The organism is Roseibium aestuarii (assembly GCF_008477545.1).
GTDB classification, from domain to species: domain Bacteria; phylum Pseudomonadota; class Alphaproteobacteria; order Rhizobiales; family Stappiaceae; genus Roseibium; species Roseibium aestuarii.
The window spans coordinates 831,252-857,267 of the sequence record NZ_VORA01000002.1; the positions used below are offsets into that span (position 1 = coordinate 831,252).

Sequence of the window (26,016 nt, forward strand, 5' to 3'; positions counted from 1 at the left end):
ATGGCGCCAAAACTGGACACCGAAACGAGCCGACTGGACGACGCCGCCCGCGCCGGGTGGCTCTATTACGTTGCCGGCAACACCCAGGACGAGATTGCCCGCAAGCTCGGTGTGTCCCGCCAGTCAGCCCAGCGCCTGGTTTCGCTGGCTGTCAGCGAAAAGCTGATCAAGGTCCGCCTCGACCACCCGATCGCCCGCTGCATGGAGCTCTCCGCCGAGCTGAAGTCTCGTTATGGACTGCAGATGTGCGAAGTGGTTCCGAGCGATCCGGACGCGCCCTTCTCCATGGTGGGCGTGGCGGAGGCTGCCGCCGCCGAGCTGGAACGCCAGCTCAAGGTGGAGACCCCTCAGGTCATCACGCTGGGCACCGGCCGCGCCCTTCGCGCCATGGTGGACCAGGTGCCGATCCTGAACTGCCCGCAGCACAAGATCGTCTCCCTCCTGGGGAACATGATGTCCGATGGCTCGGCATCCGCCTATAACGTGGTGATCCGTCTCGCGGACAGGATCAATGCCCGCCATTACCCGATGCCCCTGCCGGTCTTCGCCGGCTCGCGGGAGGAGCGCAGCCTTCTCCATGACCAGCCGCCGGTGCGCAACATCCTCGGCCTCACGGAACAGGCGAGCGCCACCTTCGTCGGCATCGGCAACATGGGTGAGACTGCCCCTCTTTATGTGGACGGCTTCATCAGCGAGGCCGAAATGCGCGACCTGCTGAAGGCCGGCGCCATGGGCGAAATCACCAGTTGGGTCTACGACAGCAACGGCAAGCTGATCGAGGGCCTGACCAACGACCGGGTTGCCAGCGCGCCCTTGCGTCCGGATGCGGATCATCCGGTCACCGGCATCGCGGCGGGCAAGCAGAAGATCCCCGCGATCCTGGGCGCCCTGAAAGGCCGCCTGATCAACGGCCTCGTAACCAACGAGGCAACGGCAGAACTGCTGCTCACCGCCTGATCGGCACTCTGCTACGCTCGCCACCGCGTGATCGTTCGGTTCGCAAGCGCCGCCGACCCCTCGGCGTCGAGCGCCCGACGCTCGCAAATTAACTGTTTCGCAGCGCAGCAAACCCGCCCTCCCGCCTTGCTTCCAAACCGCTTCAACCTGCCCGAACGGCGGGATCGATGCACCGCGCCCTCAAACCGACCCTGCACAACACACTGCTTTCAAAGACTTTTTTGCGCTGCAGAATCGAAAGTCGCCCTTGGGGCACCTGCGCCTTCTTGACGCGCCTCTCCTATTTTGTGAATATTTGCCCGCTCATGTAGCAAATGCTCATTCAGCAAAAATTGCTCGAAACAACGCATTCGAGCGATCGGGAGGAAACCATGACCTTTCTCGCACGTGCCCTGATGGGCGCGACTGCACTCACGCTCGTTGCCGGCCCGGCCCTTGCCGAGAAGCTGACGATCGCGACCGTGAACAACGGCGACATGATCCGCATGCAGAAGCTGACGGATGACTTCACCGCCAAGAACCCGGACATCGAACTCGAGTGGGTGACCCTCGAGGAAAACGTCCTGCGCCAGCGTGTCACCCAGGACATCGCGGCCAAGGGTGGCCAGTTCGACGTGATGACCATCGGCACCTACGAAGTTCCGATCTGGGGTGCCCAGGACTGGCTGGTGTCGCTGAACGACCTGCCGGCCGACTATGACGTGGACGATCTTCTGCCGGCCATCCGCTCCGGCCTGACCGTGGACGGCAACCTCTACGCCGCACCGTTCTACGGCGAGAGCTCCATGGTGATGTACCGCAAGGACCTGATGGAGAAGGCTGGCCTGACCATGCCGGAAGCCCCGACCTGGGACTTCATCAAGGAAGCCGCCGCGGCCATGACCGACAAGGACAATGAAGTCTACGGCATCTGCCTGCGCGGCAAGGCCGGCTGGGGCGAGAACATGGCCTTCCTGACGGCCATGGGCAACTCCTTCGGCGCACGCTGGTTCGACGAGGAGTGGAAGCCGCAGTTCGACAGCCAGGCCTGGTCCGACACGCTGACCTTCTACCTCGACCTGATGAACAGCTACGGCCCTCCGGGCGCCTCGTCCAACGGCTTCAACGAGAACCTCTCCCTCTTCCAGACCGGCAAGTGCGGCATGTGGATCGACGCCACCGTGGCGGCGTCCTTCGTGACCAACCCGACCGACAGCCAGGTCGCCGACAAGGTCGGCTTCGCCCTGGCTCCGGACAAGGGCCTGGGCAAGCGCGGCAACTGGCTCTGGGCCTGGTCCCTCGCCATTCCGGCCGGCTCCGACAGCGTCGACGCGGCGAAGAAGTTCGTCGCCTGGGCAACGTCCAAGGACTACACCGCGCTGGTCGCGTCCAAGGAAGGCTGGGCGAACGTTCCCCCGGGAACCCGCACCTCTCTTTATGAGAACGCCGAATACGCCAAGGTGCCCTTCGCCAAGATGACCATCGACAGCATCAACGCCGCCGACCCCAAGTCGCCGACCGTTGATCCGGTGCCCTACACCGGCGTTCAGTTCGTCGCGATCCCCGAGTTCGCCGGCATTGCCACCCAGGTCGGTCAGGAATTCTCCGCCGCCCTGGCCGGACAGCAGTCTGCTGCCGACGCGCTCGCAAAGGCCCAGAGCCTGACCGCCGACGAAATGGAAGCCGCTGGCTACTAAGAGCCTCCCGACTGCGGGGGACGGGTCCGCCCGTCCCCCGTTTTCTCTTCCCGCCGGCACCCGCCCCGCCGAATCCATCGACCGCAGGGCTCCCCGCAGGGATCAAAGGACATTCCGCCATGGCTACTCAGCACTCGCGCGCCGCCGCTCGCCTGATGATGGCTCCTGCCGTCGTCCTGCTGCTCGGCTGGATGCTCGTGCCCCTGATCATGACCCTCACCTTTTCCTTCAAGAAATACCTGCCCCTGAAGGGCGGCGACCTCGGATGGGTGGGTTTCGAGAACTACATCCGCTTCTTCACCGCCTCCGCCTTCTGGCCCAGTGTCCTCTCCACCCTGATCCTGGTCGGCGGCGTTCTCGCCATCACGGTCGTGCTGGGCGTTCTTCTCGCCCTTCTGCTCGACCAGCCCTTCTGGGGACAGGGCATCGTCCGCATCCTGGTCATCGCACCGTTCTTCGTCATGCCGACCGTTTCCGCACTGGTGTGGAAGAACATGTTCATGGATCCGGTGAACGGGCTTTTCGCTCATCTCTTCAAGGCATTCGGCGCCCAGCCCTATGACTGGCTGTCCCAGTCGCCGCTGCTGTCGATCATCGTGATCGTCGCCTGGCAGTGGCTGCCCTTTGCCACCCTGATCCTGCTGACCGCGATCCAGTCCCTCGACAGCGAACAGCTGGAGGCCGCCGAAATGGACGGCGCGCCGGTGCTTGCCCGATTCGGCTACATCGTGCTGCCCCATCTGGCCCGGGCGATCACCGTGGTCATCCTGATCCAGACCATCTTCCTGCTCTCGATCTTCGCGGAAATCTTCGTGACGACCCAGGGCTCCTTCGGCACCAAGACCCTGACCTACCTGATCTACCAGCGCGTGCTGGAAAGCCAGAACGTCGGCCTGGGCTCCGCTGGCGGCATCTTCGCCGTCATTCTCGCCAATATCGTCGCGATCTTCCTGATGCGGATCGTCGGCAAGAACCTCGACGCCTGAGGAGGACAGAAGACCATGGCACGCCGTGTCTCGACCCGCCGCAAGGCGATCACCACCCTCGCCGCCTGGAGCGTCGGGTTCCTCATCTTCTTCCCCATCCTGTGGACCGTGCTGACCAGCTTCAAGACCGAAGCCCAGGCCATCGCCGATCCCCCGCTCTTCCTCGGCTTCGACTGGACGCTGGAGAACTATGCGGTCGTCCAGGAACGCTCCGACTATCTGCGCTTCCTCTGGAACTCGGTGATCATTGCGGGCGGCTCCACCCTGCTCGGCACCATGGTCGCCATTCCGGCCGCCTGGGCCATGGCCTTCGTGCCCGGCAAGAAGACCAAGGACATCCTGCTGTGGATGCTCTCCACCAAGATGCTGCCTGCCGTCGGGGTGCTCTATCCGATCTACCTGATCTTCATCCAGCTGGGTCTGCTCGACAGCCGCATCGGTCTGGTCGTCGTGCTGATGCTCTGCAACCTGCCGATCATCGTGTGGATGCTCTACACCTACTTCAAGGAAATCCCCGGCGAGATCCTTGAGGCCGCCCGCATGGACGGGGCGACCCTGCGCGAGGAAATCCTCTACGTGCTGACGCCCATGGCCGTGCCCGGCATCGCCTCCACCATCCTGCTCAACATCATCCTGGCCTGGAACGAAGCCTTCTGGACCCTGAACCTGACGGCGGCCAAGGCCGCACCGCTCACCGCGTTCATCGCCAGCTACTCCAGCCCCGAAGGGCTCTTCTACGCCAAACTGTCGGCCGCCTCGACACTCGCCATCGCACCGATCCTGATCCTCGGCTGGTTCAGCCAGAAGCAGCTCGTGCGCGGTCTCACCTTCGGCGCCGTGAAATAAGGATCTTCAAGATGGGACAGATTACCCTGAACCAGGTCACCAAGTCCTTCGGCGACGTCGAGGTGATCCCTCCGCTGGACCTGCAGATCAATGACGGCGAGTTCGTCGTCTTCGTCGGCCCCTCGGGCTGCGGCAAGTCCACGCTCCTGCGCCTGATCGCAGGGCTGGAAGACGTCAGCTCGGGCGAAATCGCCATTGACGGCACGGACGCCACCCACGTCCAGCCCGCCCGCCGTGGCCTTGCCATGGTGTTCCAGTCCTATGCGCTCTATCCGCACATGTCGGTGCGCAAGAACATCGCCTTCCCGCTCAAGATGGCGAAGATGGACAAGGCCGAACAGGATCGCCGCGTCGCCAACGCCGCCAAGGTGCTCAACCTGACCGACTATCTGGACCGCCGCCCTGGCCAGCTCTCGGGCGGTCAGCGCCAGCGCGTCGCCATCGGCCGGGCCATTGTCCGCGAGCCGGCGGCGTTCCTCTTCGACGAGCCGCTCTCCAACCTCGATGCCGCGCTGCGGGTCAACATGCGCCTCGAGATCTCCGAGCTGCACCAGACCCTGAAGACCACGATGATCTATGTGACCCACGATCAGGTGGAAGCCATGACCATGGCCGACAAGATCGTGGTGCTGCAGGCCGGCCGCATCGAGCAGGTCGGCTCGCCGCTGGAGCTCTACAACGCCCCGCGCAACAAGTTCGTCGCCGGCTTCATCGGCTCGCCCAAGATGAACTTCATCGACGGTGCGGATGCGGCGCAATTCGGCGCCCACACCATCGGCATCCGTCCGGAACACATCACCCTCTCCACCACCGAGGGTCTGTGGCAGGGCCGCGTCGGCGTCGCCGAGCATCTGGGCTCCGACACCTTCCTCTATGTTCACGTGAACGGCCTCGACCCGCTGACGGTGCGCGTCTCCGGCGAAGTCGGCGTCCGCCACGGCGACACGGTCTTCCTGTCGCCGGATCCCGCCAAGCTGCATCGCTTCGACGCGCAGGGACTGCGGCAATCATGAACCGCCTCAAGGGGAAATCCGCCCTGATCACCGGTGCCGCCCGCGGCATCGGCAAGGCTTTCGCCCAAGCCTATCTGGACGAAGGCGCGACCGTCGCCATCGCCGACATCAACCTCGACGGCGCGAAGGCCGCCGCCGAGGACCTCGGCGCGCGCGCCTATGCGGTCTCCCTCGACGTGACAGATCAGGCCTCGATCGATGCCGCCATCCGCGCTGTCGAGACCCGCACCGGCGGCCTCGACATCCTGATCAACAATGCGGCCCTCTTCGATCTCGCGCCCATCGTCGAGATCACCCGGGAGAGCTACGACCGGCTGTTCCAGATCAACGTCTCGGGCACGCTCTTCATGATGCAGGCCGCCGCCCGCTCCATGATCGCCCGCGGGAAGGGCGGCAAGATCATCAACATGGCGAGCCAGGCCGGCCGCCGCGGCGAGGCCCTCGTCGGCGTCTACTGTGCCACCAAGGCCGCCGTCATCAGCCTCACCCAGTCGGCCGGGCTGGATCTGATCAGGCACGGCATCAACGTCAACGCCATCGCACCCGGCGTCGTCGATGGCGAGCACTGGGACGGCGTCGACGCCCTCTTTGCGAAATACGAAAACCGCCCCCTGGGCGAAAAGAAACGCCTCGTCGGGGAAGCGGTCCCCTATGGCCGCATGGGCACCGCCCGAGACCTGACCGGCATGGCCGTCTTCCTGGCTTCCTCGGAGGCCGATTACATCCTCGCCCAGACCTACAACGTCGACGGCGGAAACTGGATGAGCTGAGAAATGACCATCGAATTGAACCAGAACACCCTCGGCACCCTGCCGGAGGGGATCCGTGCACCTGCCTACGACCGCGCCGCCCTGACCCCCGGCATCGTTCACATCGGAGTGGGCAACTTTCATCGCGCCCATCAGGCGGTCTATCTCGACCGGCTCTTCGCGAAGGGGCTCGACCACGACTGGGCCCTCGTGGGCGCCGGCGTGAAATCCTATGACAATGCGATGCGCGAGAAGCTGAAGGGCCAGGACTGGCTGACCACCGTGGTGGAGCTGGACCCGAGCGGCTATTCCGCCTCCGTGATCGGCTCCATGATCGACTTCGCCGAAATCGATGCGCAGACCCTGATCGCCACGCTCATCCGGCCCGAGATCCGCATCGTGTCCCTCACGATCACCGAGGGCGGTTACTTCATCAATGCCAAGACCGGCGGCTTCGACGCCTCCCATCCGGACATTCAGGCGGACATCGACCATCCGGAAGCGCCCAACACCGTCTTCGGCCTGCTGATCACCGCCCTTGCCCTGCGCAAGGACACCGGCCTCCCGCCCTTCACCATCCTGTCCTGCGACAACCTGCCGGAAAATGGCCATGTGGCGCGCCAGACCGTACTCGGCCTCGCCCGGCTGATGACCCCGGATCTGGCCGGCTGGATCGAAGCAAACGTCGCCTTCCCCAACTCCATGGTCGACTGCATCACCCCGGCCACGTCCGAGCGCGAGATCACCATGGTGAAGGACCGCTTCGGCATCGCAGACCGGGCGCCTGTCGCCTGCGAGCCCTTCCGCCAGTGGGTGATGGAAGACAACTTCCCCACCGGCCGCCCGCAGCTGGAAGAAGTCGGCGTTGAATTCGTCAAGGACGTCGCCCCTTACGAACTGATGAAGCTGCGTCTTCTCAACGGCGGCCACGCGGCGATTGCCTATCCCTCTGCCCTGCTGGGTCACCACTTCGTGCATGAGGCCATGGCCGATCCGGACATTGCCAACTGGCTGGCAAAGCTCATCGGCCTCGACGTGATCCCGCTCATCCCCACCATCCCGGGGATCGACTTCAACACCTATCTGAAGACCTGTGGCAACCGCTTCGCCAATCCGGCCGTTGGCGACACCATCGCCCGCCTCTGCCTCGACGGCTCCAACCGGCAGCCGAAATTCATCCTGCCGAGCATCCACGACGCTCTCAGCCAGGGCCGCTCGATCCAAGGTCTGGCACTCGAGGTTGCCTTCTGGTGCCGCTATTGCGCCGCCACCGCCGACCCGGCCTTCGGACAGCCGCTGGAAGACGAAAGGCGCGACCAGCTTCAGAAGGCAGCTCTGGCCACCCGCGAAGACCCGCGCGCCTTCCTTGCGTTGACCGATATTTTCGGCAATCTGGGCCAGCACCCCGGTTTCACCGAGGCCTTCTCCCAACACATGCACGACCTGTGGACCCACGGGACCCGCGACGTGCTGAAGGCCTTCCTGGCAAAGGACTGACCCCGCCATGCTGCTCTGCTGCGGCGAATCCCTCATCGACATGATCCCGGCTCAGGGGACTGAAGGCGAAGCCGCCTTCTCTCCCTTGAGCGGGGGCGCGATCTTCAACACGGCCATTGCTCTCGGACGGCTCGGCAAGGCAGCCGGCCTGATGACCGGACTGTCCTCGGACCTGTTCGGAAAGCAACTGGAAGCGGCCCTGACCGAGAGCGGCGTCGACACCGGCTATGCGATCCGCTCCGGCCGCCCGACGACGCTTGCCTTCGTCTCCCTGAAGGACGGCCACGCGACCTATGTCTTCTATGACGAGAACACCGCCGGACGCATGATCCGGCCGGAGGATCTGCCCGCCCTCGGCGAAAGCGTTTCCACCCTCTATTTCGGCGGCATCAGCCTTGCGGTCGAGCCCTGCGCCGACACCTATGCTGCCCTTCTGACCCGCGAGGCGGCAACGCGGGTGATCATGATCGACCCGAACATCCGCCCCGGCTTCATTGCCGACGAGGCCCGCTATCGCGGGCGCCTGAAGGCCATGATCGCCCAGAGCGACATCGTGAAGGTGTCCGACGAAGATCTGACCTGGATGGATGCTGGCCCGGCCCCGATCGAGGACAAGGCCCGCGCCCTTCTGGCGGCAGGTCCGAGCCTGGTGATCGTGACCCGCGGCAAGGAGGGAGCCATCGCCCTGACCGCCTCGGGCGTGAGCATCGAGGTCGCCGGTCGTCCTGTGACCGTGGTGGACACGGTGGGGGCGGGCGACACGTTTAACGCGGGCGTTCTCGCCTCGCTTTCCGATCAGGGTCTGCTGACAAAGGACAAGGTGGCCAGCCTGTCGCCGGACGCTCTGAAGGCAGCGCTCGAGCTTGGCGCTCAGGTCGCCGCCATCACCGTGTCGCGGGCTGGTGCCAATCCGCCCTGGGCCTCGGAACTCGGAGCCTGAGAAAAGAGAGCGGCGCTGGCTTCGGCTTCAGCGCCGCAAGAGCTTCAGCCGGCCACCGCCGATCCCGTCTCGCGGGCGAGCGAAACCTGCACCAGCGCACCGCGCTGCTGCACCACCTGGCCTGCGACGTCGCAACCAAGCGCAACGGCCCGCTCGAGAGACGTACCTTCCGCAAGGGCTGCAAGCACCGCACCATTAAAGGCATCGCCGGCCGAGGTCGTGTCGACTATCTCCCGCACCGGCGCCGGCGAGACGAGGACATCCTCCCGTCCGCGCTGCCGGATCAGGACCGCGCCCGGACCATCCTTCACGATCAGCAGGTCGGCCCCGGCCGCCAGATAGCGCTCGGCGGTCGCACGCAGATCCGCATCGCCGAACCAGGTCGCCTCATCCTCGAAGCTGGGCAGGATCACATCGGCCACACCCGCCCCGCGCATGGTCCAGTCACGCATGTCGTCCGCACTCGGCCACAGTCGCGGCCGCAGGTTCGGATCAAAGGCCGTCCGAACCCCGCGCGCCCGCGCCTGAGCGAGCCAGTCGAGCAGGCGCTCGCGGTCCGCCTCGGTCAGGATCGCCAGCGTGATGCCGGAGAAATAGGCCGTGTCGCCGGGCTGAAGGGCCGCAAATGTCTCGAGCCCTTCCGCCAGCCGTCGTGCTGCCGACTGGGCGCGCCAGTACTGGAAGCTGCGCTCGCCGTTCTTCAGGAAGATCATGTAGAGACCGACGGTCGCGCCAGGCACCACATGCATGCGCGTCTCGACCCCCTGCGCTTCCATGAAAGCAATCATCCGCGCGGAGAGTTCGTCGTCACCGACGCCACTCTGATAGGCAACGCGAAGCGCTTCCGGCCCGGCCACCTGACGGGCATAGAAGGCGGTGTTGAACGTATCCCCGGCATAACCGATGGCACAGCTGTCCTCGCCGCGCGGAGACAGCTCCACCATGCACTCGCCAATACACAGGAGACGCTGGGTCATCGGGCTCATTCCTCGAAATAATCGGCGTGTTCGGCCCGGATCTGGCCCAGAATGCGGGCGATGCGCCCGAGATGGCTCGTCAGCAGGGCTTCTGCCTCGGCGCGCCGGTCCTCACGAACGGCCGCGACGATGAGCCGGTGATCGTCCAGCGCGGCCTGGGCACCGGAGGCCAGAGACAGATACCGCACCCGATCCATATGAGCCTTCTGATCGCGGATCAAGGTCCAGGCATAGTCGTGGCGCGCAATCTCGCAGATCCGCAGATGGAAGGCATCATCCAGCTGATGGAAGGTCTGGCGCTGGTCGGCACTGACTGCGGCCTGCTGCACGTGAAGCATCTCCTCCAGCTCGTCGACCTGCGCCGGCGTGATCACCTCCATCGCCGCACGCAGGCAGGCGATCTCCAGCGCGGTCCGGATGAAGCGGGCCCGGAGCACGGCCGCCTCCGAAACCTTGGTGATCACCGTCGCCCGCTGGGGCCGGATCTGGATGAACCCGAGCTGGGACAGGCGGAAGAACGCATCCCGGACCGGTTGCCGCGAGACCCCGAGCGCACGCGCCACATCCAGCTCCGACACCTTCGTCCCCGGCGCCAGCTCGAGGGAGAGGATCTGCTGGTGCAGTTCGTCGAACACCGTATCCGCGATCGAGCGGATCTTGAGAGGTTCAAGCGCCTGGAGGACGCTGGGTCCGGTCATGGGTAACGCTCCGTTGACTCCGAATTTCAACTAGCATATTACTAAACTAGATCGATTTAAAGACCTACCTTCGCTTGCCAACAGTTTGCGAGGGAAAACAAGGGCCTCACCCCAAAGGACCCGCGGTCGAGTGGAGGAGCAGACGGTGTCCCAGCACCTGACGAAATTGCAGACCCGACAGGCGAGCCGGCTGGATCCGGACCGTCTTTTCCCGGCCGAGCCGACCCTGCGGTCGCTGGCACGCGATCTCTACGAGACCGTGCGCGACCTGCCCATCGTCAGCCCCCATGGCCACACGGATCCGCGCTGGTATGCGGAGAACGAGTCCTTCCCGGACCCGGCCCAGCTCTTCATCACCCCCGACCACTATGTCTTCCGCATGCTCTGCTCCCAGGGCATCGACCTCGACAGCCTCGGCGTTCCCCGGGCCGACGGATCCCGCGCGGAGACCGACGGTCGCAAGATCTGGCGGATCTTTGCCGAGAATTACCATCTCTTCCGCGGCACCCCGTCGCGCCTCTGGATCGATCATTCCTTCGAGCAGGTCTTCGGCTGGACCGGCCGCCTGTCGGCCGAAACCGCCGACGAGGCCTATGATCACATCGCCGACTGCCTGACCCGCCCCGACTTCCGCCCCCGCGCCCTGTTCGAGCGCTTCAACATCGAAGTGATCGCGACCACCGAATCGCCCCTCGACGATCTCAAGTGGCACGCGGCGATCCGCGACAGTGGCTGGACCGGACGCGTGGTGACCGCCTATCGCCCCGACGCGGTGGTCGACCCGGAGTTTGACGGCTTTGCCGCCAATGTCGAGCGCTTCGGCGAACTGGCCGGCGAAGACGCCACGACCTGGCAAGGGTATCTGGCAGCCCATCGCGAGCGCCGTGCCTTCTTCAAGTCCTTCGGCGCCACCTCGTCCGATCACGGCCATCCGACCGCGCGCACCGAGAACCTCTCACCGGCCGATGCAGAGGCCCTGTTCCAGAAGGCCCTGAAGGGAACCTGTTCCGCGGAGGAGGCGGACGCGTTCCGGGGCCACATGCTGACCGAAATGGCCCGCATGAGCCTGGAGGACAGGCTAGTGCTGCAGATCCACGCAGGCAGCCACCGCAACCATTCTGGGCCGGTGATGGCGACCTTCGGCCGGGACAAGGGCTTCGACATCCCGACCCGCACGGACTATGTGCGCGCGCTCAAGCCCCTGCTCGATGCGGTGGGCATGGAGAAGGACCTCTCGGTCATTCTCTTCACCCTCGACGAGACCGCCTATGCTCGCGAGCTCGCACCGCTGGCCGGGGTCTATCCGTCACTCAAGCTCGGACCGGCTTGGTGGTTCTACGACAGCCCGGAGGGCATGCGCCGCTTCCGCGAGCTGACCACCGAAACGGCCGGCTTCTACAACACCGTCGGGTTCAATGATGACACCCGCGCCTTCTGTTCCATTCCTGCCCGGCACGATGTGTCACGGCGGGTGGACTGCGCCTATCTCGCAACCCTCGTGACCACCGGTCGCCTGGACGAAGATGAGGCTTTCGAGGTCGCTCAAGACCTTGCCTACAGGCTTGCCAAGCAGGCCTACCGGCTCTGACGAGCCATTTTCTGGGAGGAGAATGGAATGAAACTCTTGAAGACCCTTGCCGGCGCTCTGCTGGCAAGCGCAGCGCTCGCCACCTCGGCCTTCGCCTGCGAAATCACCCTGAAGTCCTCTGACACCCATCCGGACGGCTATCCCACCGTGGAAGCGGTGAAGGAAATGGGCAAGCTGCTCGAGGAGCGCACCGGCGGCCGTCTCTGCGTGGAAGTCTTCCACTCCGCCCAGCTGGGTCAGGAGAAGGACACCATCGAACAGACCAAGTTCGGCGTCATCGACCTGAACCGCGTCTCCATGGGCCCCTTCAACAACCTGGTCGAGGAAACCAAGGTTGTCTCCCTGCCCTACATCTTCAAGGGCGCGGACCACATGCACCGCGTGATGGATGGCCCGGTGGGTGAAGACATCCTCAAGGCCTTCGAACCGCACGGCTTCGTCGGCCTCGCCTTCTATGACGGCGGCTCGCGCTCCTTCTACAACAAGGTCAAGCCGATCAAGTCCATCGAGGATCTGTCCGGCATGAAGGTTCGCGTCATGCAGTCCGACATCTTCGTCGACATGATGTCCGCCCTTGGCGCCAACGCCACACCGATGCCCTATGGCGAGGTCTATTCCTCGATCCAGACCGGCGTCATCGACGGGGCCGAGAACAACTGGCCGTCCTACGAATCCTCCGGCCACTATGAGGTCGCGGGCTACTACACCCTCGACGAGCACCTGATCGTTCCGGAAATCCTCGTCATGTCCAAGGCTTCCTGGGACAAGCTCTCCGCAGAGGATCAGGCCGCCGTTCGCCAGGCCGCCAAGGACAGCGTTCCGGTGATGCGCGACCTGTGGAAGCAGCGTGAAAAGGCCTCCGAGGAAAAGGTCCGTGCGGCCGGCGTCGAAGTCGTGACCGACATCGACAAGGAGCCCTTCATGAAGGCCATGGACAGCGTCTATGCCAAGCATGTCACCTCCGACAAGCTCAAGGATCTGGTCGCCCGCATCCGCGCGACGGACTGACGCCTGATCCGGCCCCGCGTCCGCCCACCTGACGCGGGGCCACCCCCTCCTTGTTTGTCCCGGGGACACGACCTTGCAAAACCTGATGACATCCGTTGCGCTGGCCCTTGGCCTGGTCGCAAGGGCAGCCTTGTGGCTGGCCGGTGCCGGCCTGATCCTGATGACGGTCTTCATTTCCGCCCAGGTCTTCATGCGCTATGTGCTGAACGACAGCCTGATCTGGAGCGAGCCGGCCTCCGTCATCCTCATGGGATGGTTCATCTTTCTGGGCGCTGCCGTCGGCATCCGCGAAGGCTATCACCTCAGCTTCGACGTGCTGCTCTACTTCTTGCCGCGCGGCGCGAAACTCTGGCTCTTCAGCCTGTCCGACATGGTCGTCGGCGCCTTCGGCATCGGCATGACCTGGTTCGGATCCCAGCTCGCCGCCTCCGCCTGGAACGTGAAGCTGCCGTCCCTCGGCGTCTCCGGCGCGGTCGATTTTCTGCCCCTTGTCGCAGGCGGATGCCTGCTGACCGTCTTCTCTCTCGAACGTCTGGCCCGCCGCGCCGCCGGTCTGCCCACGGCCCGCTTTGGCGACGCGGACCCGGAGGCCGCGTGACATGGAAACTCTCATCCTCTTCGGAACCTTCACGGTTCTCCTGCTGATCGGAACGCCGGTCGCCTTCTGCCTCGGCGCCTCCGCCCTGGCGACGGTCCTCTACATGGGCCTGCCGCCGATGATCGTCTTCCAGCAGCTCAATTCCGGCGTGTCGGTCTTCGCACTGATGGCCATTCCCTTCTTCATCTTCGCCGGTGAGATCATGGTGCGTGGCGACATTGCCCGCCGCCTCGTGGCACTCGCCGCCGCTGCCGTCGGGCAGATGCGCGGCGGCCTGGGGCAGGTCAACATCGCCGCCTCCGTCCTCTTCGGCGGCATCTCCGGGTCCGCCGCAGCCGACGCCACCGCCATCGGCGGTCTGATGATCCCGCAGATGGCCCAACGCGGCTATTCGGTGAACTATGCGGTGAACGTGACCGTCACGTCGTCAATCATCGCCCTGATGCTGCCGCCCTCCCACAACATGATCATCTACTCGATCGCCGCCGGCGGCCGCCTGTCGATCGCGGATCTCTTTACCGCGGGCATCCTGCCTGGCCTGCTGCTTGCCGCATCCCTGATGGTTGCCGCCTGGATGATCGCCAAGCGCGCTGGCTATCCGACGGAGAAATTCCCCGGCTGGGCCGCCCTTGGCGCGCTCTTCATCAATGCCGTTCCCGGCCTGCTGCTCATCGGCATCATCTTCGGCGGCGTGCGTTCAGGGATCTTCACCGCCTCCGAAAGCTCCTGCATCGCGGCCGTCTATGCGCTGCTCGTCACCTTCATCGCCTATCGCACCATGAACTGGTCCGGCTTCGTGGAAGCCACCAAGGCTGCCGTGCGCACCACCGCGATGGTGCTGCTGGTCATCGGCTCCGCGGCGTCCTTCGGCTGGCTGCTGGCCTTCCTGCGCATCCCGGCCGAACTGGTCGAGATGATGAAGACCGTGTCCGACAACCCGATCGTCATCCTGCTGCTGATCAACCTGGTCCTGCTGATGCTCGGCACCTTCATGGACATGTCGCCGCTGATCGTCATCACCACGCCGATCTTCCTGCCGGTTGCCACCGCCTTCGGCGTCGATCCGGTGCATTTCGGCGTGATCCTCATCCTCAACCTGGGCATCGGCCTGTGCACCCCGCCGGTCGGTACCGTACTCTTCGTCGGCTGCGCGGTTGGCCGGATTTCGGTCTGGGAGGCGATCCGCACCATCTGGCCCTTCTACGGTGCCGCCGTCTTTACCCTGTTGCTCGTCACCTACATTCCGGCGCTCTCCCTGTGGCTGCCGTCCCTGTTCCACTGAGGTTGTCCATGACCCTGAAGACCTTTCCGGCCGTTCAGGCCGACCCCGGCGTCACGCGACAGGTTCTGTCCGAGAGCCCCGAGCTGATGGTGGTCTCCTTCCGCTTTGCCCATGAGGGGGCGGAAGGAAAGCTGCACGATCATCCGCATATCCAGTCCACCTATGTGGAAAGCGGCCGCTTCCGCTTTTCCCTGGGCGGCGAGGAATTCGAGATCGGCCCCGGAGACAGCTTCGTCATCCCCTCCGGCGTCCGCCACGGCTGCGTCTGCCTGGAGCCTGGCCGCCTCATCGACACCTTCACGCCCCGCCGCGACGATTTTCTCTGATCCCCTTCCCGTTCAGGAGCCCTACCGATGCTTTCCGTCGAAACCCGCTACGCCATCGACCCGGCCACCGCCAAGACCCTGGACACGGAGGGCCTGCGCCAGCATTTCCATGCGTCCGGGCTCTTTGCCGAGGGTGAAATCCGGCTCGTCTATTCCCATTATGACCGCCTGATCATGGGCGGCGCGGTGCCCGGCACCGGATCGCTCACCCTCGACAAGGTGGCCGAAGCCGGCACCGCCTCGATCCTCGACCGCCGCGAGATGGGCATCCTCAACATCGGCGAGACCGGACAGGTGACGGTGGACGGCGAGACCCACGAGGTCGGACGCGGCGATGTGCTCTACATCGGCATGGGCAAGGGACCGGTGACCTTCTCCGGCCCGGGCCGCTTCTACATCCTCTCCGCCCCCGCTCATCGCGCCTGCCCGACCCGGCTCATCACCGTGAAGGACGCCCGACGTGTCGAACTCGGCGCTCCGGAAACCTGCAACGAGCGCGTCATCCTGCAGTTCCTCCACCCGGAAGTGGCCGACACCTGCCAGCTTGTCATGGGCTACACCCAGTTCAAGCCGGGCTCCGTCTGGAACACCATGCCCGCCCACCTGCATGACCGGCGCATGGAGGCCTATCTCTATTTCGAGCTTGGCCCCGAACAGCGCGTCTTCCACTTCATGGGTCAGCCCCATGAGACCCGCCACCTGGTCATGGCCAACGAGGAGGTGGTGATCTCCCCGCCCTGGTCGATCCATTGCGGGGCCGGCACGGGCGCCTACACCTTCTGCTGGGCGATGGCCGGCGACAATGTCGACTTCACCGACATGGACATGGTGGCCATGGGGGATCTGCGATGAACCCCTTCTCCCTCCACGGCAAGACGGCGCTTGTCACCGGCGCCAACACGGGCATCGGTCAGGCCATAGCGGTCTCGCTCTCCAACGCCGGGGCGCAGGTGCTTTGCGCCGCCCGCCGCGACTGTGACGAGACCCTGTCGATGATCGAGGGCGGCCGCCATGTCGCCCTCGATTTCACCGACCCCATGGCCGCCACAGGTCTCTTCGAAGCCGAGAAGATCGACATCCTGATCAACAATGCCGGCATCATCCGCCGCGCCGACAGCGTCGATTTCTCCGAGGCCGACTGGGACGACGTGATGGACGTCAATCTCAAGGCGGTGTTCTTCACCTGTCAGGCCTTCGGCAAGGCCGTCATGGCCCGCCAGGGTGAAGGCGCCATCGTCAATATCGCCTCGCTGCTCTCCTTCCAGGGCGGCATCCGCGTGCCGTCCTACACGGCCGCCAAGCATGGCGTCGCGGGCATCACGAAGATCCTTGCCAATGAATGGGCGGCCAGGCGCGTGAACGTCAACGCCATCGCGCCGGGCTATATCGCCACCAACAACACCCAGGCCCTGCGGGACGACCCGGTCCGCAACAAGGCCATTCTGGAGCGCATCCCGGCCGGCCGCTGGGGCGAGGCTTCCGACATCGGTGAGACCGCCGTCTTCTTGTGCTCACCGGCCGCAAAATATATTCACGGCGCCATTCTCAACGTGGATGGAGGCTGGCTTGCCCGCTGATCTGGTACAAGAACTGCCGCGCCTGACCCGAACCGGCGCGAAGCCGCAAGCGCGCATCGTCCATCTGGGCCTTGGCGCCTTCTTCCGGGCCCATGGCGCAGTCTATATCGAGGAGGCCGCCCGGGCCTCCGGCACCGAATGGGGCATCATCGGCGTCAGCCTGCAGAGCGCGACCATGCGCGACAACCTCGCCCCGCAGGAGTTCGTCTACACCGCCCGCGAACTGGGCCCCGACGGCACGACGGACCGAAAGGTGCAGATCGTCACCGACATTCTGGTTGCCCGCGAGAACCCGGAAGCGGTGCTGGCCGCCATGGCCGATGCCGACATCCGCATCGTCAGCCTGACCGTGACGGAAAAGGGCTATTGCCACGATCCAGCGACCGGCCGCCTGAACCTCGATCATCCGGACATCCGCCACGACCTTGAGAGCGACGCCCCGCGTTCAGCCATCGGCTATCTGGTCAAGGCGCTCGCCCGTCGCCGCGCCGCCGGGCTGCCGCCCTTCACGGTGATGACCTGCGACAACCTTCCCGAAAACGGTCGGCTGCTGCGCGGTCTCGTGCTGGACTTTGCCCGTGCTGTCGATCCGGATCTGGCTGCATGGATCGAGGCGCAGGGCCGCTTCCCCTGCACCATGGTCGACCGCATCGTGCCCGCCACCAAGCCCGAGGACATTGAAGCCCTCGCCGCAGCAACCGGCACCTTCGACGCCGCACCCGTAATGCACGAACCTTTTCGTCAGTGGGTGGTCGAGGATGATTTCGTCGCGGCCTATGGCCATGACGCCCGCCCCGACCTTGCGGCAGTCGGCGTCGAACTCGTCACCGATGTCACCCCTTACGAGCACATGAAACTGCGGATGCTGAACGGCACCCACTCCTCGCTCGCCTATCTCGGCTATCTCGCCGGCCATGAAACCATCGCCGAGACCGTGGCCGATCCGGTCTTTGCCGAGTTCGTCCGGCATCTCTGGCGGCACGAGATCATGCCCTCGTTCGAGGCCCCTGCGGGCGTCGACCTGAAGGCCTATGCGGAAGCCCTCTTCACCCGCTACGCCAACCCGGCAATCCGCCATCGCACCTGGCAGATCGCCATGGACGGCAGCCAGAAGCTGCCCCAGCGCATTCTGGGCACGCTCCGCGACAACCTGGCCGCCGGACGCGACAGCCTGGGCCTGTGCACCGCGGTTGCGGCCTGGATGATCTATGTGGGCGGCACCGACCTGGACGGCGCGCCCATCGACGTGCGCGATCCACTGGCGGCGTCTCTCAAGGCGCTCTCGGACAGCGGCAAGACCCCGGGTGACAAGGTCGCCGCGCTTCTTTCCGAAACCCGGATCTTCGACAAGGCCCTGGCCGATGCCATCCGCCTGCACGTGGAATCCGCCTATCTCCTTCTGACCATCGACGGGGTCCGCCCGGTTCTGGAGCACATGACATGATCGAGGGCTGGCGCTGGTATGGTGACTTCGACCGCATTTCCCTGGGCGAGATTGCCCAGACAGGTGCGGCCAGCATCGTCACCGCCCTGCATGAGGTTCCCTATGGCGAGGTCTGGCAGAAGGACACGATCGCCGCACGGCGCAACCGGATCAACCGCGCGGGCTTTGCCTGGACGGTCGTCGAGAGCCTGCCCCTGCACGAGCGCATCAAGCGCGGCGAGGGCGACCTCTCGGTGCTCCTTGCCAATTATCGCCAGTCCATGGCGAACCTGGCTGCCGAGGGCATCAAGGTCATCTGCTACAATTTCATGCCGCTGCTGGACTGGACCCGCACGGACCTGACGGCCCCCGTTCACCGCGGCGGCACCTGCCTGCGCTACAGCGAAGTGCGCATGGCCGCCTTCGACATCTGCATGGTGCGGCGACCCGGCGCCGAAGAGAGCTTCGCCCCGGACACGGTCAAGGCGGCAAAGGCCTGGTTCCAGGCCAGCACGCAGGAGGACCGGGATCTGCTCACCACGTCGATCATGGCCGGTCTTCCCGGCGCCTATGACCGCTTCGACCCGGACGGCCTGCGCGAGGCGCTCAAGCCCTATGAAGGCCTGAGCCGCGATGACCTGCGCGCGAACTTCAAGCGCTTCCTCGACGAAGTGATCCCGGCCGCCGAAGAGCTCGGCCTCTCCTTCGCGGTCCATCCCGACGATCCGCCCAAGGACATTCTCGGCCTGCCGCGCATCGTCACCGGGGCGCAGGACATCGAGAAGATCCTTGCAGCCCACGACAGCCGGGCCAACGGTCTGACGCTCTGCGCCGGCTCGCTCGGAGCCAACCCGGCCAATGACGTACCGGCCATCGCCCGGCGCTTTGCCGACCGCATCCACTTTGCTCACCTGCGCAATGTGGCCAAGGAGCCGGACGGCTCCTTCGAGGAGGCCGCCCATCTGGAAGGGGACACGGACATGGTGGCGCTGGTGAAGGCGCTGCTCGACGAGGAGACCCGCCGCAAGGCCGAGGGCCGCGCCGATGCGGACATCGTCTTCCGGCCCGATCACGGTCACGAGCTGCTGGATGACGCATCCCGCAAGACCCATCCGGGGTATCCGCTGATCGGCCGCATGCGCGGTCTCGCCGAACTGCGCGGCATCATCGCCGGGTTGACCGGCCCGCGCCCCTGATCGGCAGATCCCTGTCGGACATCACTCCGGCCGCGCTTGATCGCGGGGCCGGAGGTGTGGCGAAGGCGTGGCTCAGTCCGCGCCGCCCGCATCCTCGGCAATATGCACCTCGACACCCCAGTCGCGGCACTTGCGCTCCAGCTTGGCCGGCAGCGGGTGATCCATGAAGAGGGCGTCCACCTCCTGCAGCGAGGCGATGCGCGCCGGGGCATTGCGCTTGAACTTGGACTGATCGGCCACCAGGAACACCCGGCGCGACTGGGCGATGATCGTCTGGCTGACACCGACTTCCTGAATATCGAAGTCGAGCAGCAGCCCGTCCTCATCCATCGCCGAACAGCCGATCACCGCCAGATCGAACTTGAACTGCTCGATGGCCTTCATGGTCAGGGTGCCGACCAGACCGCCATCGGCCCGGCGCACCATGCCCCCGGCGACAATGATGTCGCAGTCCGGGTTGTCGACCAGAATGTTGGCGATGTTCATGTTGTTGGTCACCACCAGCAGATCCTTGTGGTGCAGCAGCTCGCGGGCCACCGCCTCCGTCGAGGTGCCGATGTTCATGAAGACCGAGGCCCCATCCGGAATTTCCCGCGCGCAGGCCTTGGCGATCGCCACCTTGGCCGAGCGATTGAGACCCCGCCGCTCCTCATAGCCGATATTTGACACGCCGGAGGGCAGCACGGCACCGCCATGCACCCGCTCCAGCCGCCCCAGCTCGGCCAGCTCCGCCAGGTCGCGGCGAATCGTCTGGACGGTCACGTTGAACCGTTCGGCCAGATCTTCGACCGTGACCTTGCCCTCGGCACGGGCAATCTCGAGTATTTCCGGCAGTCTGAAGGCCTGGCTCATGGCGGATCTTCTGTTCATGTTCCTTTTTGCGCGTTTCACCATGCCCAATTTCGCTTTTGAGAACAAGAACCGGTCAGGACCCATCTTCACCGCAGCGCAGCATCGTCTTCGCACCTGCACCCCCCGGAAAAACCACAGGCAAGCCCTCACCGCCGCACGCGTAAGGGCTTGGATTTGCTACGAAAGGCTACAAACGAAAATAAACGAACATTTCTGATTGACTCTCAGCCGTCATTTGTGTTCGCATGGCCACCGTTGAGCTTTGGATGGGAGGCCAGGGTGTCGCAGCACGACGGCGAAAATAAAATCTACGACCTGTTCATCGTCGGTGGCGGCGTGAACGGGTGCGGCATCGCCCGTGACGCAGCCGGCCGGGGCCTGTCCGTGATGCTGGCGGAAATGAACGACCTCGGGTCGGCAACCTCGTCCAGCTCCACCAAGCTCTTCCACGGCGGCCTGCGCTATCTGGAGTATTTCGAGTTCCGGCTGGTGCGCGAGGCCCTGATCGAGCGGGAAGTCCTGCTCTCGGCCATGCCACACATCAGCTGGCCCATGCGCTTCGTCCTGCCCTATCATCAGGACATGCGCTTCGAGGGATCGACCCCGACCTCGCGCCTCCTGAACACCTTCATGCCCTGGATGAAGGGCCGGCGCCCCGCCTGGCTCATCCGCCTCGGCCTCTTCCTCTATGACCATCTCGGCGGCCGCAAGATCCTGCCCGGCACCACGACCGTGTCGCTCAAGGGCACCCCGGAAGGCGCGCCCCTGCAGGACCGCTTCGCCAAGGCCTATGAATATTCCGACTGCTGGATCGAGGACAGCCGCCTGGTCATCCTGAATGCCCGGGACGCGGAACAGCGCGGCGCGGTCATCCGTCCCCGCACCCGGGTGGTCTCCGCCCATGGCGAGGACGGACTGTGGTCCGTCGAGATCCGCGACGAGGCAACCGGAGAGACCTCGACGGTGTGCGCGCGCATGGTCATCAATGCCGGCGGCCCCTGGGTCGGCGACATCCTGCGCCAGACGGTGCGCGCCAACACCCGCGAAAGCGTTCGCCTGGTGCGCGGGTCGCACATCGTCACCCGCAAGCTCTACGATCACGACAAGTGCTACTTCCTGCAGGGCACGGACGGGCGCATCATCTTCGCCATTCCCTACGAGCGGGATTTCACCCTCATCGGAACGACCGACTCCGATCATCCGGATCCCTATACCAAGCCGGTCTGCACCGACGAGGAAAAGGCCTATCTGGTCAATTTCGCCAGCCAGTATTTCAAGACGCCGGTGAGCGTGGACGACATCCTGTGGAGCTACTCCGGCGTGCGTCCGCTCTATGACGATGGCGCCTCGTCGGCCACCGCCGCCACCCGCGACTACACGTTGAAGCTGGAGCGCATCTCCGGCGCGCCGCTGCTCAACATCTTCGGCGGCAAGATCACCACCTACCGCCGCCTGGCCGAAAGCGCCATGGATCTGGTCGGAGAGGTCTTCCCCGATCTCAAGGGCAAGTGGACCGCGCGCGTTCCGCTTCCCGGCGGGGACTTCCCTGTCGGCGATTTCGAGGCGATGGTGGGCAAGCTGCACAAGGCCTATCCCTTCCTGACGCGGGAGTGGGCCTGGCGACTGGTGCGCGCCTACGGAACCGACGCCTGGAACCTGATGGCAGAGGCCGCCAGCGCACAGGACATGGGACGGGATTTCGGGGCCACCTTGAGCGAACGGGAGGTTCGCTGGCTCCGGGATCGGGAATATGCGCGCACGGCCGAGGATATCGTCTGGCGCCGCAACAAGCTCGGCCTGCGCATGACGCCGGCCCAGATCGACGACCTTGATCAATGGATGAAGGAGCACGGCGCCGAAGGGCAGACAGCCCAGGCCCACTGAGGCCGGCCGGCGACGGAATCCGGGAGGAAACTATGGCACTTCAGCTCGAAGGCGTGTCGAAGGTGGTGGGTCGCCAGACCCATATCCACGCCACAGACCTGACCCTTATGGGCGGCACGATGAACGTGCTGCTCGGTCCGACCCTGTCGGGCAAGACGACCCTCATGCGCCTGATGGCCGGCCTCGACAAGCCGACCTCCGGCCGCGTGCTGTGGAATGGCGAAGACGTGACCGGCCTGCCCGTGCAGCAGCGCAACGTCGCCATGGTCTATCAGCAGTTCATCAACTACCCCTCGATCACGGTCTATGAGAACATCGCCAGCCCCTTGCGGCTGCTTGGCAAGTCCGCCGCCGAGATCGACCGAGCCGTGAAGGAATCCGCCGGCCTGATGAAGCTCGACGGCCTGCTCGACCGCAAGCCGCTGGAGCTCTCTGGCGGCCAGCAGCAGCGCTGCGCCCTCGCCCGCGCCCTCGTCAAGAACGCCGGCCTCGTGCTGCTCGACGAACCGCTCGCCAACCTGGACTACAAGCTGCGCGAGGAACTGCGCGCCGAGATCCCGAAGATCTTCGAGGCCGCCGGTTCCATCTTCGTCTATGCGACCACCGAGCCGGAAGAAGCCCTGCTGCTCGGCGGCAACACCGCCACCCTGTGGGAAGGCCGTGTCACCCAGTTCGGCAAGACCCCGGAAGTCTATCGCGCGCCCGTCGACGCGACGACCGCCCGCGTCTTCTCCGATCCGCCCATGAATTTCATGCAGGTGTCCAAGACCGGATCCCGCCTGATGTTCGGCGACGGTCAGTCGACGGCAGCAGCCGGAGCGCTGGCCAGCCTCGCCGATGGCCGCTATCTCGCAGGCTTCCGCCCGAACCACCTGGAAGTCTTCTCCCACACGCCGGATGCGATGGAATTTTCCCCGCGCCTGACCGTGACCGAGATCACCGGGTCGGAAACCTTCATCCACCTGAACCACCACGGCGAACGCTGGGTCGGTCTGGTGCATGGGGTGCATGACCTGGCCCTCGACACCACGCTCAAGGTCTATCTGGACCCGAGCCACGTCTACATCTTCGACCTGAACGGCACCCTGGTGGCACCCGCCGCCTATGCCGTGGCCGCGTGAGGGAGCTGACCCGATGGCACGCATCACCCTCGACAACCTGGCCCACTCCTATCGGGCGAACCCGACCGGAGAACAGGACTTCGCCCTGAAGGAACTGAACCACGTCTGGAACGACGGCGAGGCCTATGCCCTGCTCGGCGCCTCCGGCTGCGGCAAGTCAACCCTTCTGAACATCATCTCCGGTCTGCTGCACCCAAGCCAGGGACGCATCCTTTTCGGTGATCGGGACGTGACCCACGCCCCCACCGCCGAACGCAACATCGCCCAGGTCTTCCAGTTCCCGGTCGTCTACGACACGATGACGGTGCGCCAGAACCTGGCTTTCCCCCTGCGCAACCGCGGCGCGGATCCGGCCTATATCGCCTCGCGCGTCCAGGCCATTGCCCGCATGATCGGCATGGAATCCGAGCTCGACCACAAGGCCCGCGGTCTCACCGCCGATGCCAAGCAGAAGATCTCGCTCGGCCGCGGCATGGTGCGCGAGGACGTGAACGCCCTGCTCTTCGACGAGCCGCTGACCGTGATCGACCCGCACATGAAGTGGGAGCTGCGCACCCAGCTCAAGTCGCTCCACCGCGAGTTCGGCCACACCATGATCTACGTCACCCACGACCAGACGGAGGCCCTGACCTTCGCCGACAAGGTGGTGGTGATGCATGACGGCCGCGTGGTGCAGATCGGCACGCCCGAGGAACTCTTCGAGACGCCGCAGCACACGTTCGTCGGCTATTTCATCGGCTCGCCGGGGATGAACGTCATCCCGGCCCGGGTCGAGGGCAACAAGGCCTACATCAACGGCTCGCACATTCCGCTCGGCCGCGCTTATGCCGGCCTTGATGGCGACGTCGCCATCGGCGTGCGCCCGGAATATGCCCGTCTTTCCGACAGCGAGGGCCTTCCGGTCAAGCTGCGCCGCGTCGAGGACGTGGGCCGCCACAAGATCGTCCGGGCCGACTTCTTCGGCCAGCCGATCAACATCATCGCCCCCGAAGGCGCGACGATCACCACCGACATGAACCGGGTCGTCTTTGATCCGGCCCACATCAACGTCTACCGCGACAACTGGCGCGTGGAAGGGGAGGCTGCCTGATGGAAAAGACAGTCAATCACAAGGCCTGGTTCCTGGTCCTGCCCGTGCTGGTGCTCGTGGCGTTTTCCGCTGTCGTGCCGCTGATGACCGTGGTCAACTATTCCGTCCAGGACACCTTCGGGAACAACGAGTTCTTCTGGGCCGGCCTCGAATGGTTCGACGAGATGCTGAACTCCCAGCGCATGTGGGACGCGCTCGGCCGCCAGCTCGCCTTCTCCGCGATCATTCTCGCCATCGAGGTTCCGCTCGGCATCTTCGTGGCGTTGAACATGCCCAAGAAGGGCTTCTGGGCCTCGGTCTGCCTCGTCCTCATGGCCCTGCCGCTCCTCATTCCGTGGAACGTGGTGGGCACGATCTGGCAGATCTTCGGCCGCGTCGACATCGGCCTCCTCGGCTACACGCTCGACAAGCTCGGCATCCCCTACAACTACACCCAGGACTTCTTTGCCGCCTGGGCCACCGTGATCATCATGGATGTCTGGCACTGGACGTCGCTTGTCGCCCTGCTCGCCTATGCCGGCCTGCAGTCGATCCCCGACGCCTATTATCAGGCCACCAAGATCGACCAGGCCAGCCGCTGGGCCGTGTTCCGCTTCATCGAACTGCCGAAGATGCAGGGCGTGCTGATGATCGCCATCCTGCTGCGCTTCATGGACAGCTTCATGATCTACACCGAGCCCTTCGTCGTCACCGGCGGCGGACCGGGCAACTCGACCACCTTCCTGTCCATCGACCTGGTGAAGATGGCACTCGGCCAGTTCGACCTCGGGCCCGCAGCCGCCTTCTCCATCATGTACTTCCTGGTGATCCTGCTGATCTCCTGGGTCTTCTACACGGTCATGACCAATCTCGACAAAAGGGAGACCGGCCGATGAGCATGGCAGCTTCCACCTCCACCTCCGCCTCCTCCGGTCGGGCCAGCGCCCTGCCGAAGGTCAACGGCCGCGCAGTCGTCATGACCCTCTATCTGGTCTTCCTGCTCCTGCCGATCTACTGGCTGGTGAACATGAGCCTGAAGACCAACGCGGAGATCCTGTCGACCTTCTCGCTCTGGCCGCAGGAACTGACCTTCCGCAACTATGCGACGATCCTGACCGATCCGAGCTGGTACATGGGCTATGTGAACTCGCTGATCTACGTGGTGATCAACACGGTCATCTCCATCAGCGTGGCGCTGCCGGCAGCCTATGCCTTCTCGCGCTACACGTTCCTCGGCGACAAGCACCTGTTCTTCTGGCTGCTGACCAACCGCATGGCGCCGCCAGCCGTCTTCGCCCTGCCCTTCTTCCAGCTCTATTCGTCGGTCGGCCTCTTCGACACCCACATCGCCGTGGCGCTCGCCCACTGCCTGTTCAACGTGCCGCTGGCCGTGTGGATCCTGGAAGGCTTCATGCGCGGCGTGCCGAAGGAAATCGACGAGACCGCCTATATCGACGGCTACTCCTTCCCGCGTTTCTTCGTGAAGATCTTCATGCCGCTGATCGCTAGCGGGATCGGGGTCGCGGCCTTCTTCTGCTTCATGTTCTCCTGGGTCGAGCTGCTCTTGTCGCGCACCCTGACCTCGGTGGACGCCAAGCCGATCGCCGCCACCATGACCCGCACCGTCTCCGCCTCGGGCCTCGACTGGGGCGTGCTCGCCGCCGCCGGCGTGCTCACCATCGTGCCCGGCGCCCTCGTCATCTATTTCGTCCGCAACTACATCGCCAAGGGCTTTGCCCTGGGGCGTGTCTGA

The 26,016-nt window shown here is 64.8% G+C and carries 25 protein-coding genes; 22 read left to right on the top strand and 3 right to left on the bottom strand.

Features of this window, described 5'->3' with window-relative positions:
• The 8 genes from FR728_RS12320 (at position 1) to FR728_RS12355 (ending at position 8,664) form a co-directional block, all read left to right on the top strand.
• Complete coding sequence (locus FR728_RS12320) at positions 1–957, top strand: sugar-binding transcriptional regulator (protein ID WP_149892945.1); 957 nt, start codon at positions 1–3, stop codon at positions 955–957.
• A gap of 371 nt (positions 958–1,328) precedes the next feature.
• On the top strand, positions 1,329–2,633 hold the full coding sequence (locus FR728_RS12325) for an ABC transporter substrate-binding protein (protein WP_149892946.1): 1,305 nt from the start codon (positions 1,329–1,331) through the stop codon (positions 2,631–2,633).
• Between the two features lie 119 nt (positions 2,634–2,752).
• Positions 2,753–3,619, top strand: coding sequence for a carbohydrate ABC transporter permease (locus FR728_RS12330; protein WP_149892947.1), 867 nt, complete (start codon positions 2,753–2,755; stop codon positions 3,617–3,619).
• Positions 3,620–3,634: 15 nt separating this feature from the next.
• Positions 3,635–4,465 carry a carbohydrate ABC transporter permease gene (locus FR728_RS12335; protein ID WP_149892948.1) on the top strand — a complete coding sequence of 277 codons (831 nt, stop codon included), beginning with the start codon at positions 3,635–3,637 and terminating at the stop codon, positions 4,463–4,465.
• Between the two features lie 11 nt (positions 4,466–4,476).
• Positions 4,477–5,478 (top strand): ABC transporter ATP-binding protein, encoded by a 1,002-nt coding sequence (locus FR728_RS12340; RefSeq protein WP_149892949.1) that lies wholly within the window; start codon positions 4,477–4,479, stop codon positions 5,476–5,478.
• Positions 5,475–6,248 (top strand): L-iditol 2-dehydrogenase, encoded by a 774-nt coding sequence (locus FR728_RS12345; protein ID WP_149892950.1) that lies wholly within the window; start codon positions 5,475–5,477, stop codon positions 6,246–6,248. The genes FR728_RS12340 and FR728_RS12345 overlap by 4 nt, the downstream gene beginning before the upstream one ends.
• A gap of 3 nt (positions 6,249–6,251) precedes the next feature.
• Positions 6,252–7,724: a mannitol dehydrogenase family protein gene (locus FR728_RS12350; RefSeq protein WP_149892951.1), complete on the top strand. Its 1,473-nt coding sequence runs from the start codon at positions 6,252–6,254 to the stop codon at positions 7,722–7,724.
• A 7-nt stretch (positions 7,725–7,731) separates the two neighbouring features.
• The gene (locus FR728_RS12355) at positions 7,732–8,664 is read left to right on the top strand and encodes a carbohydrate kinase family protein (RefSeq protein ID WP_149892952.1); all 933 of its coding nucleotides are present in this window, start codon (positions 7,732–7,734) and stop codon (positions 8,662–8,664) included.
• Between the two features lie 44 nt (positions 8,665–8,708).
• Here the strand turns inward: FR728_RS12355 and FR728_RS12360 are convergent, their stop codons facing one another.
• Together FR728_RS12360 and FR728_RS12365 are read right to left on the bottom strand one after the other, a co-directional pair.
• Complete coding sequence (locus FR728_RS12360; RefSeq protein WP_149892953.1) at positions 8,709–9,641, bottom strand: sugar kinase; 933 nt, start codon at positions 9,639–9,641, stop codon at positions 8,709–8,711.
• Between the two features lie 5 nt (positions 9,642–9,646).
• The gene (locus FR728_RS12365; RefSeq protein ID WP_149892954.1) at positions 9,647–10,339 is read right to left on the bottom strand and encodes a GntR family transcriptional regulator; all 693 of its coding nucleotides are present in this window, start codon (positions 10,337–10,339) and stop codon (positions 9,647–9,649) included.
• Positions 10,340–10,484: 145 nt separating this feature from the next.
• Between FR728_RS12365 and uxaC the strand changes: the two genes are divergently transcribed.
• From uxaC to uxuA, 9 genes are all read left to right on the top strand, one after another.
• Positions 10,485–11,927 (top strand): glucuronate isomerase, encoded by a 1,443-nt coding sequence (gene uxaC, locus FR728_RS12370; protein ID WP_244304576.1) that lies wholly within the window; start codon positions 10,485–10,487, stop codon positions 11,925–11,927.
• Between the two features lie 27 nt (positions 11,928–11,954).
• Complete coding sequence (locus tag FR728_RS12375) at positions 11,955–12,935, top strand: TRAP transporter substrate-binding protein (protein WP_149892955.1); 981 nt, start codon at positions 11,955–11,957, stop codon at positions 12,933–12,935.
• A 73-nt stretch (positions 12,936–13,008) separates the two neighbouring features.
• Complete coding sequence (locus tag FR728_RS12380) at positions 13,009–13,533, top strand: TRAP transporter small permease (protein WP_377175654.1); 525 nt, start codon at positions 13,009–13,011, stop codon at positions 13,531–13,533.
• Between the two features lies 1 nt (position 13,534).
• Positions 13,535–14,815 (top strand): TRAP transporter large permease, encoded by a 1,281-nt coding sequence (locus tag FR728_RS12385; protein WP_149892957.1) that lies wholly within the window; start codon positions 13,535–13,537, stop codon positions 14,813–14,815.
• Between the two features lie 8 nt (positions 14,816–14,823).
• Positions 14,824–15,141, top strand: a complete 318-nt coding sequence (locus tag FR728_RS12390; protein ID WP_149892958.1) for a cupin domain-containing protein — start codon at positions 14,824–14,826, stop codon at positions 15,139–15,141.
• A gap of 27 nt (positions 15,142–15,168) precedes the next feature.
• Positions 15,169–15,993: a 5-dehydro-4-deoxy-D-glucuronate isomerase gene (gene kduI, locus FR728_RS12395; protein ID WP_149892959.1), complete on the top strand. Its 825-nt coding sequence runs from the start codon at positions 15,169–15,171 to the stop codon at positions 15,991–15,993.
• Positions 15,990–16,718 carry a 2-dehydro-3-deoxy-D-gluconate 5-dehydrogenase KduD gene (gene kduD / locus FR728_RS12400; RefSeq protein WP_149892960.1) on the top strand — a complete coding sequence of 243 codons (729 nt, stop codon included), beginning with the start codon at positions 15,990–15,992 and terminating at the stop codon, positions 16,716–16,718. The genes kduI and kduD overlap by 4 nt, the downstream gene beginning before the upstream one ends.
• Positions 16,708–18,162: a mannitol dehydrogenase family protein gene (locus FR728_RS12405; RefSeq protein WP_244304578.1), complete on the top strand. Its 1,455-nt coding sequence runs from the start codon at positions 16,708–16,710 to the stop codon at positions 18,160–18,162. Before kduD ends, FR728_RS12405 begins: the two co-directional genes overlap by 11 nt.
• Entirely contained in the window at positions 18,159–19,337 is a 1,179-nt protein-coding gene (uxuA, locus tag FR728_RS12410) for a mannonate dehydratase (protein ID WP_149892962.1), read from the top strand. Before FR728_RS12405 ends, uxuA begins: the two co-directional genes overlap by 4 nt.
• A gap of 72 nt (positions 19,338–19,409) precedes the next feature.
• On the opposite strand, the gene FR728_RS12415 is transcribed toward uxuA, so the two are convergent.
• Positions 19,410–20,189: a DeoR/GlpR family DNA-binding transcription regulator gene (locus FR728_RS12415; protein ID WP_149892963.1), complete on the bottom strand. Its 780-nt coding sequence runs from the start codon at positions 20,187–20,189 to the stop codon at positions 19,410–19,412.
• Between the two features lie 279 nt (positions 20,190–20,468).
• Between FR728_RS12415 and glpD the strand changes: the two genes are divergently transcribed.
• From glpD to FR728_RS12440, 5 genes are all read left to right on the top strand, one after another.
• Positions 20,469–22,073 carry a glycerol-3-phosphate dehydrogenase gene (gene glpD, locus FR728_RS12420; RefSeq protein ID WP_149892964.1) on the top strand — a complete coding sequence of 535 codons (1,605 nt, stop codon included), beginning with the start codon at positions 20,469–20,471 and terminating at the stop codon, positions 22,071–22,073.
• Positions 22,074–22,105: 32 nt separating this feature from the next.
• Positions 22,106–23,194, top strand: a complete 1,089-nt coding sequence (locus FR728_RS12425) for an ABC transporter ATP-binding protein (protein WP_149892965.1) — start codon at positions 22,106–22,108, stop codon at positions 23,192–23,194.
• A 13-nt stretch (positions 23,195–23,207) separates the two neighbouring features.
• Positions 23,208–24,284: an ABC transporter ATP-binding protein gene (locus tag FR728_RS12430; RefSeq protein WP_149892966.1), complete on the top strand. Its 1,077-nt coding sequence runs from the start codon at positions 23,208–23,210 to the stop codon at positions 24,282–24,284.
• Positions 24,284–25,159: a carbohydrate ABC transporter permease gene (locus tag FR728_RS12435; RefSeq protein ID WP_149892967.1), complete on the top strand. Its 876-nt coding sequence runs from the start codon at positions 24,284–24,286 to the stop codon at positions 25,157–25,159. Before FR728_RS12430 ends, FR728_RS12435 begins: the two co-directional genes overlap by 1 nt.
• A gap of 80 nt (positions 25,160–25,239) precedes the next feature.
• Positions 25,240–26,016, top strand: coding sequence for a carbohydrate ABC transporter permease (locus FR728_RS12440; protein ID WP_244304605.1), 777 nt, complete (start codon positions 25,240–25,242; stop codon positions 26,014–26,016).

Bases quoted from the DNA above. Each gene is read 5' to 3' on its own strand.
- FR728_RS12375 (WP_149892955.1), top strand. From the start codon at position 11,955: ATGAAACTCTTGAAGACCCTTGCCGGCGCTCTGCTGGCAAGCGCAGCG.
- FR728_RS12425 (WP_149892965.1), top strand. From the start codon at position 22,106: ATGGCACTTCAGCTCGAAGGCGTGTCGAAGGTGGTGGGTCGCCAGACC.
- FR728_RS12350 (WP_149892951.1), top strand. From the start codon at position 6,252: ATGACCATCGAATTGAACCAGAACACCCTCGGCACCCTGCCGGAGGGG.
- FR728_RS12440 (WP_244304605.1), top strand. From the start codon at position 25,240: ATGACCCTCTATCTGGTCTTCCTGCTCCTGCCGATCTACTGGCTGGTG.
- FR728_RS12340 (WP_149892949.1), top strand. From the start codon at position 4,477: ATGGGACAGATTACCCTGAACCAGGTCACCAAGTCCTTCGGCGACGTC.
- FR728_RS12320 (WP_149892945.1), top strand. From the start codon at position 1: ATGGCGCCAAAACTGGACACCGAAACGAGCCGACTGGACGACGCCGCC.
- kduD (WP_149892960.1), top strand. From the start codon at position 15,990: ATGAACCCCTTCTCCCTCCACGGCAAGACGGCGCTTGTCACCGGCGCC.
- FR728_RS12435 (WP_149892967.1), top strand. From the start codon at position 24,284: ATGGAAAAGACAGTCAATCACAAGGCCTGGTTCCTGGTCCTGCCCGTG.
- FR728_RS12365 (WP_149892954.1), bottom strand. From the start codon at position 10,339: ATGACCGGACCCAGCGTCCTCCAGGCGCTTGAACCTCTCAAGATCCGC.
- FR728_RS12385 (WP_149892957.1), top strand. From the start codon at position 13,535: ATGGAAACTCTCATCCTCTTCGGAACCTTCACGGTTCTCCTGCTGATC.
- FR728_RS12345 (WP_149892950.1), top strand. From the start codon at position 5,475: ATGAACCGCCTCAAGGGGAAATCCGCCCTGATCACCGGTGCCGCCCGC.
- FR728_RS12335 (WP_149892948.1), top strand. From the start codon at position 3,635: ATGGCACGCCGTGTCTCGACCCGCCGCAAGGCGATCACCACCCTCGCC.
- FR728_RS12360 (WP_149892953.1), bottom strand. From the start codon at position 9,641: ATGACCCAGCGTCTCCTGTGTATTGGCGAGTGCATGGTGGAGCTGTCT.
- FR728_RS12330 (WP_149892947.1), top strand. From the start codon at position 2,753: ATGGCTACTCAGCACTCGCGCGCCGCCGCTCGCCTGATGATGGCTCCT.
- FR728_RS12355 (WP_149892952.1), top strand. From the start codon at position 7,732: ATGCTGCTCTGCTGCGGCGAATCCCTCATCGACATGATCCCGGCTCAG.
- FR728_RS12415 (WP_149892963.1), bottom strand. From the start codon at position 20,189: ATGAGCCAGGCCTTCAGACTGCCGGAAATACTCGAGATTGCCCGTGCC.
- uxuA (WP_149892962.1), top strand. From the start codon at position 18,159: ATGATCGAGGGCTGGCGCTGGTATGGTGACTTCGACCGCATTTCCCTG.
- FR728_RS12390 (WP_149892958.1), top strand. From the start codon at position 14,824: ATGACCCTGAAGACCTTTCCGGCCGTTCAGGCCGACCCCGGCGTCACG.
- FR728_RS12325 (WP_149892946.1), top strand. From the start codon at position 1,329: ATGACCTTTCTCGCACGTGCCCTGATGGGCGCGACTGCACTCACGCTC.
- FR728_RS12430 (WP_149892966.1), top strand. From the start codon at position 23,208: ATGGCACGCATCACCCTCGACAACCTGGCCCACTCCTATCGGGCGAAC.
- kduI (WP_149892959.1), top strand. From the start codon at position 15,169: ATGCTTTCCGTCGAAACCCGCTACGCCATCGACCCGGCCACCGCCAAG.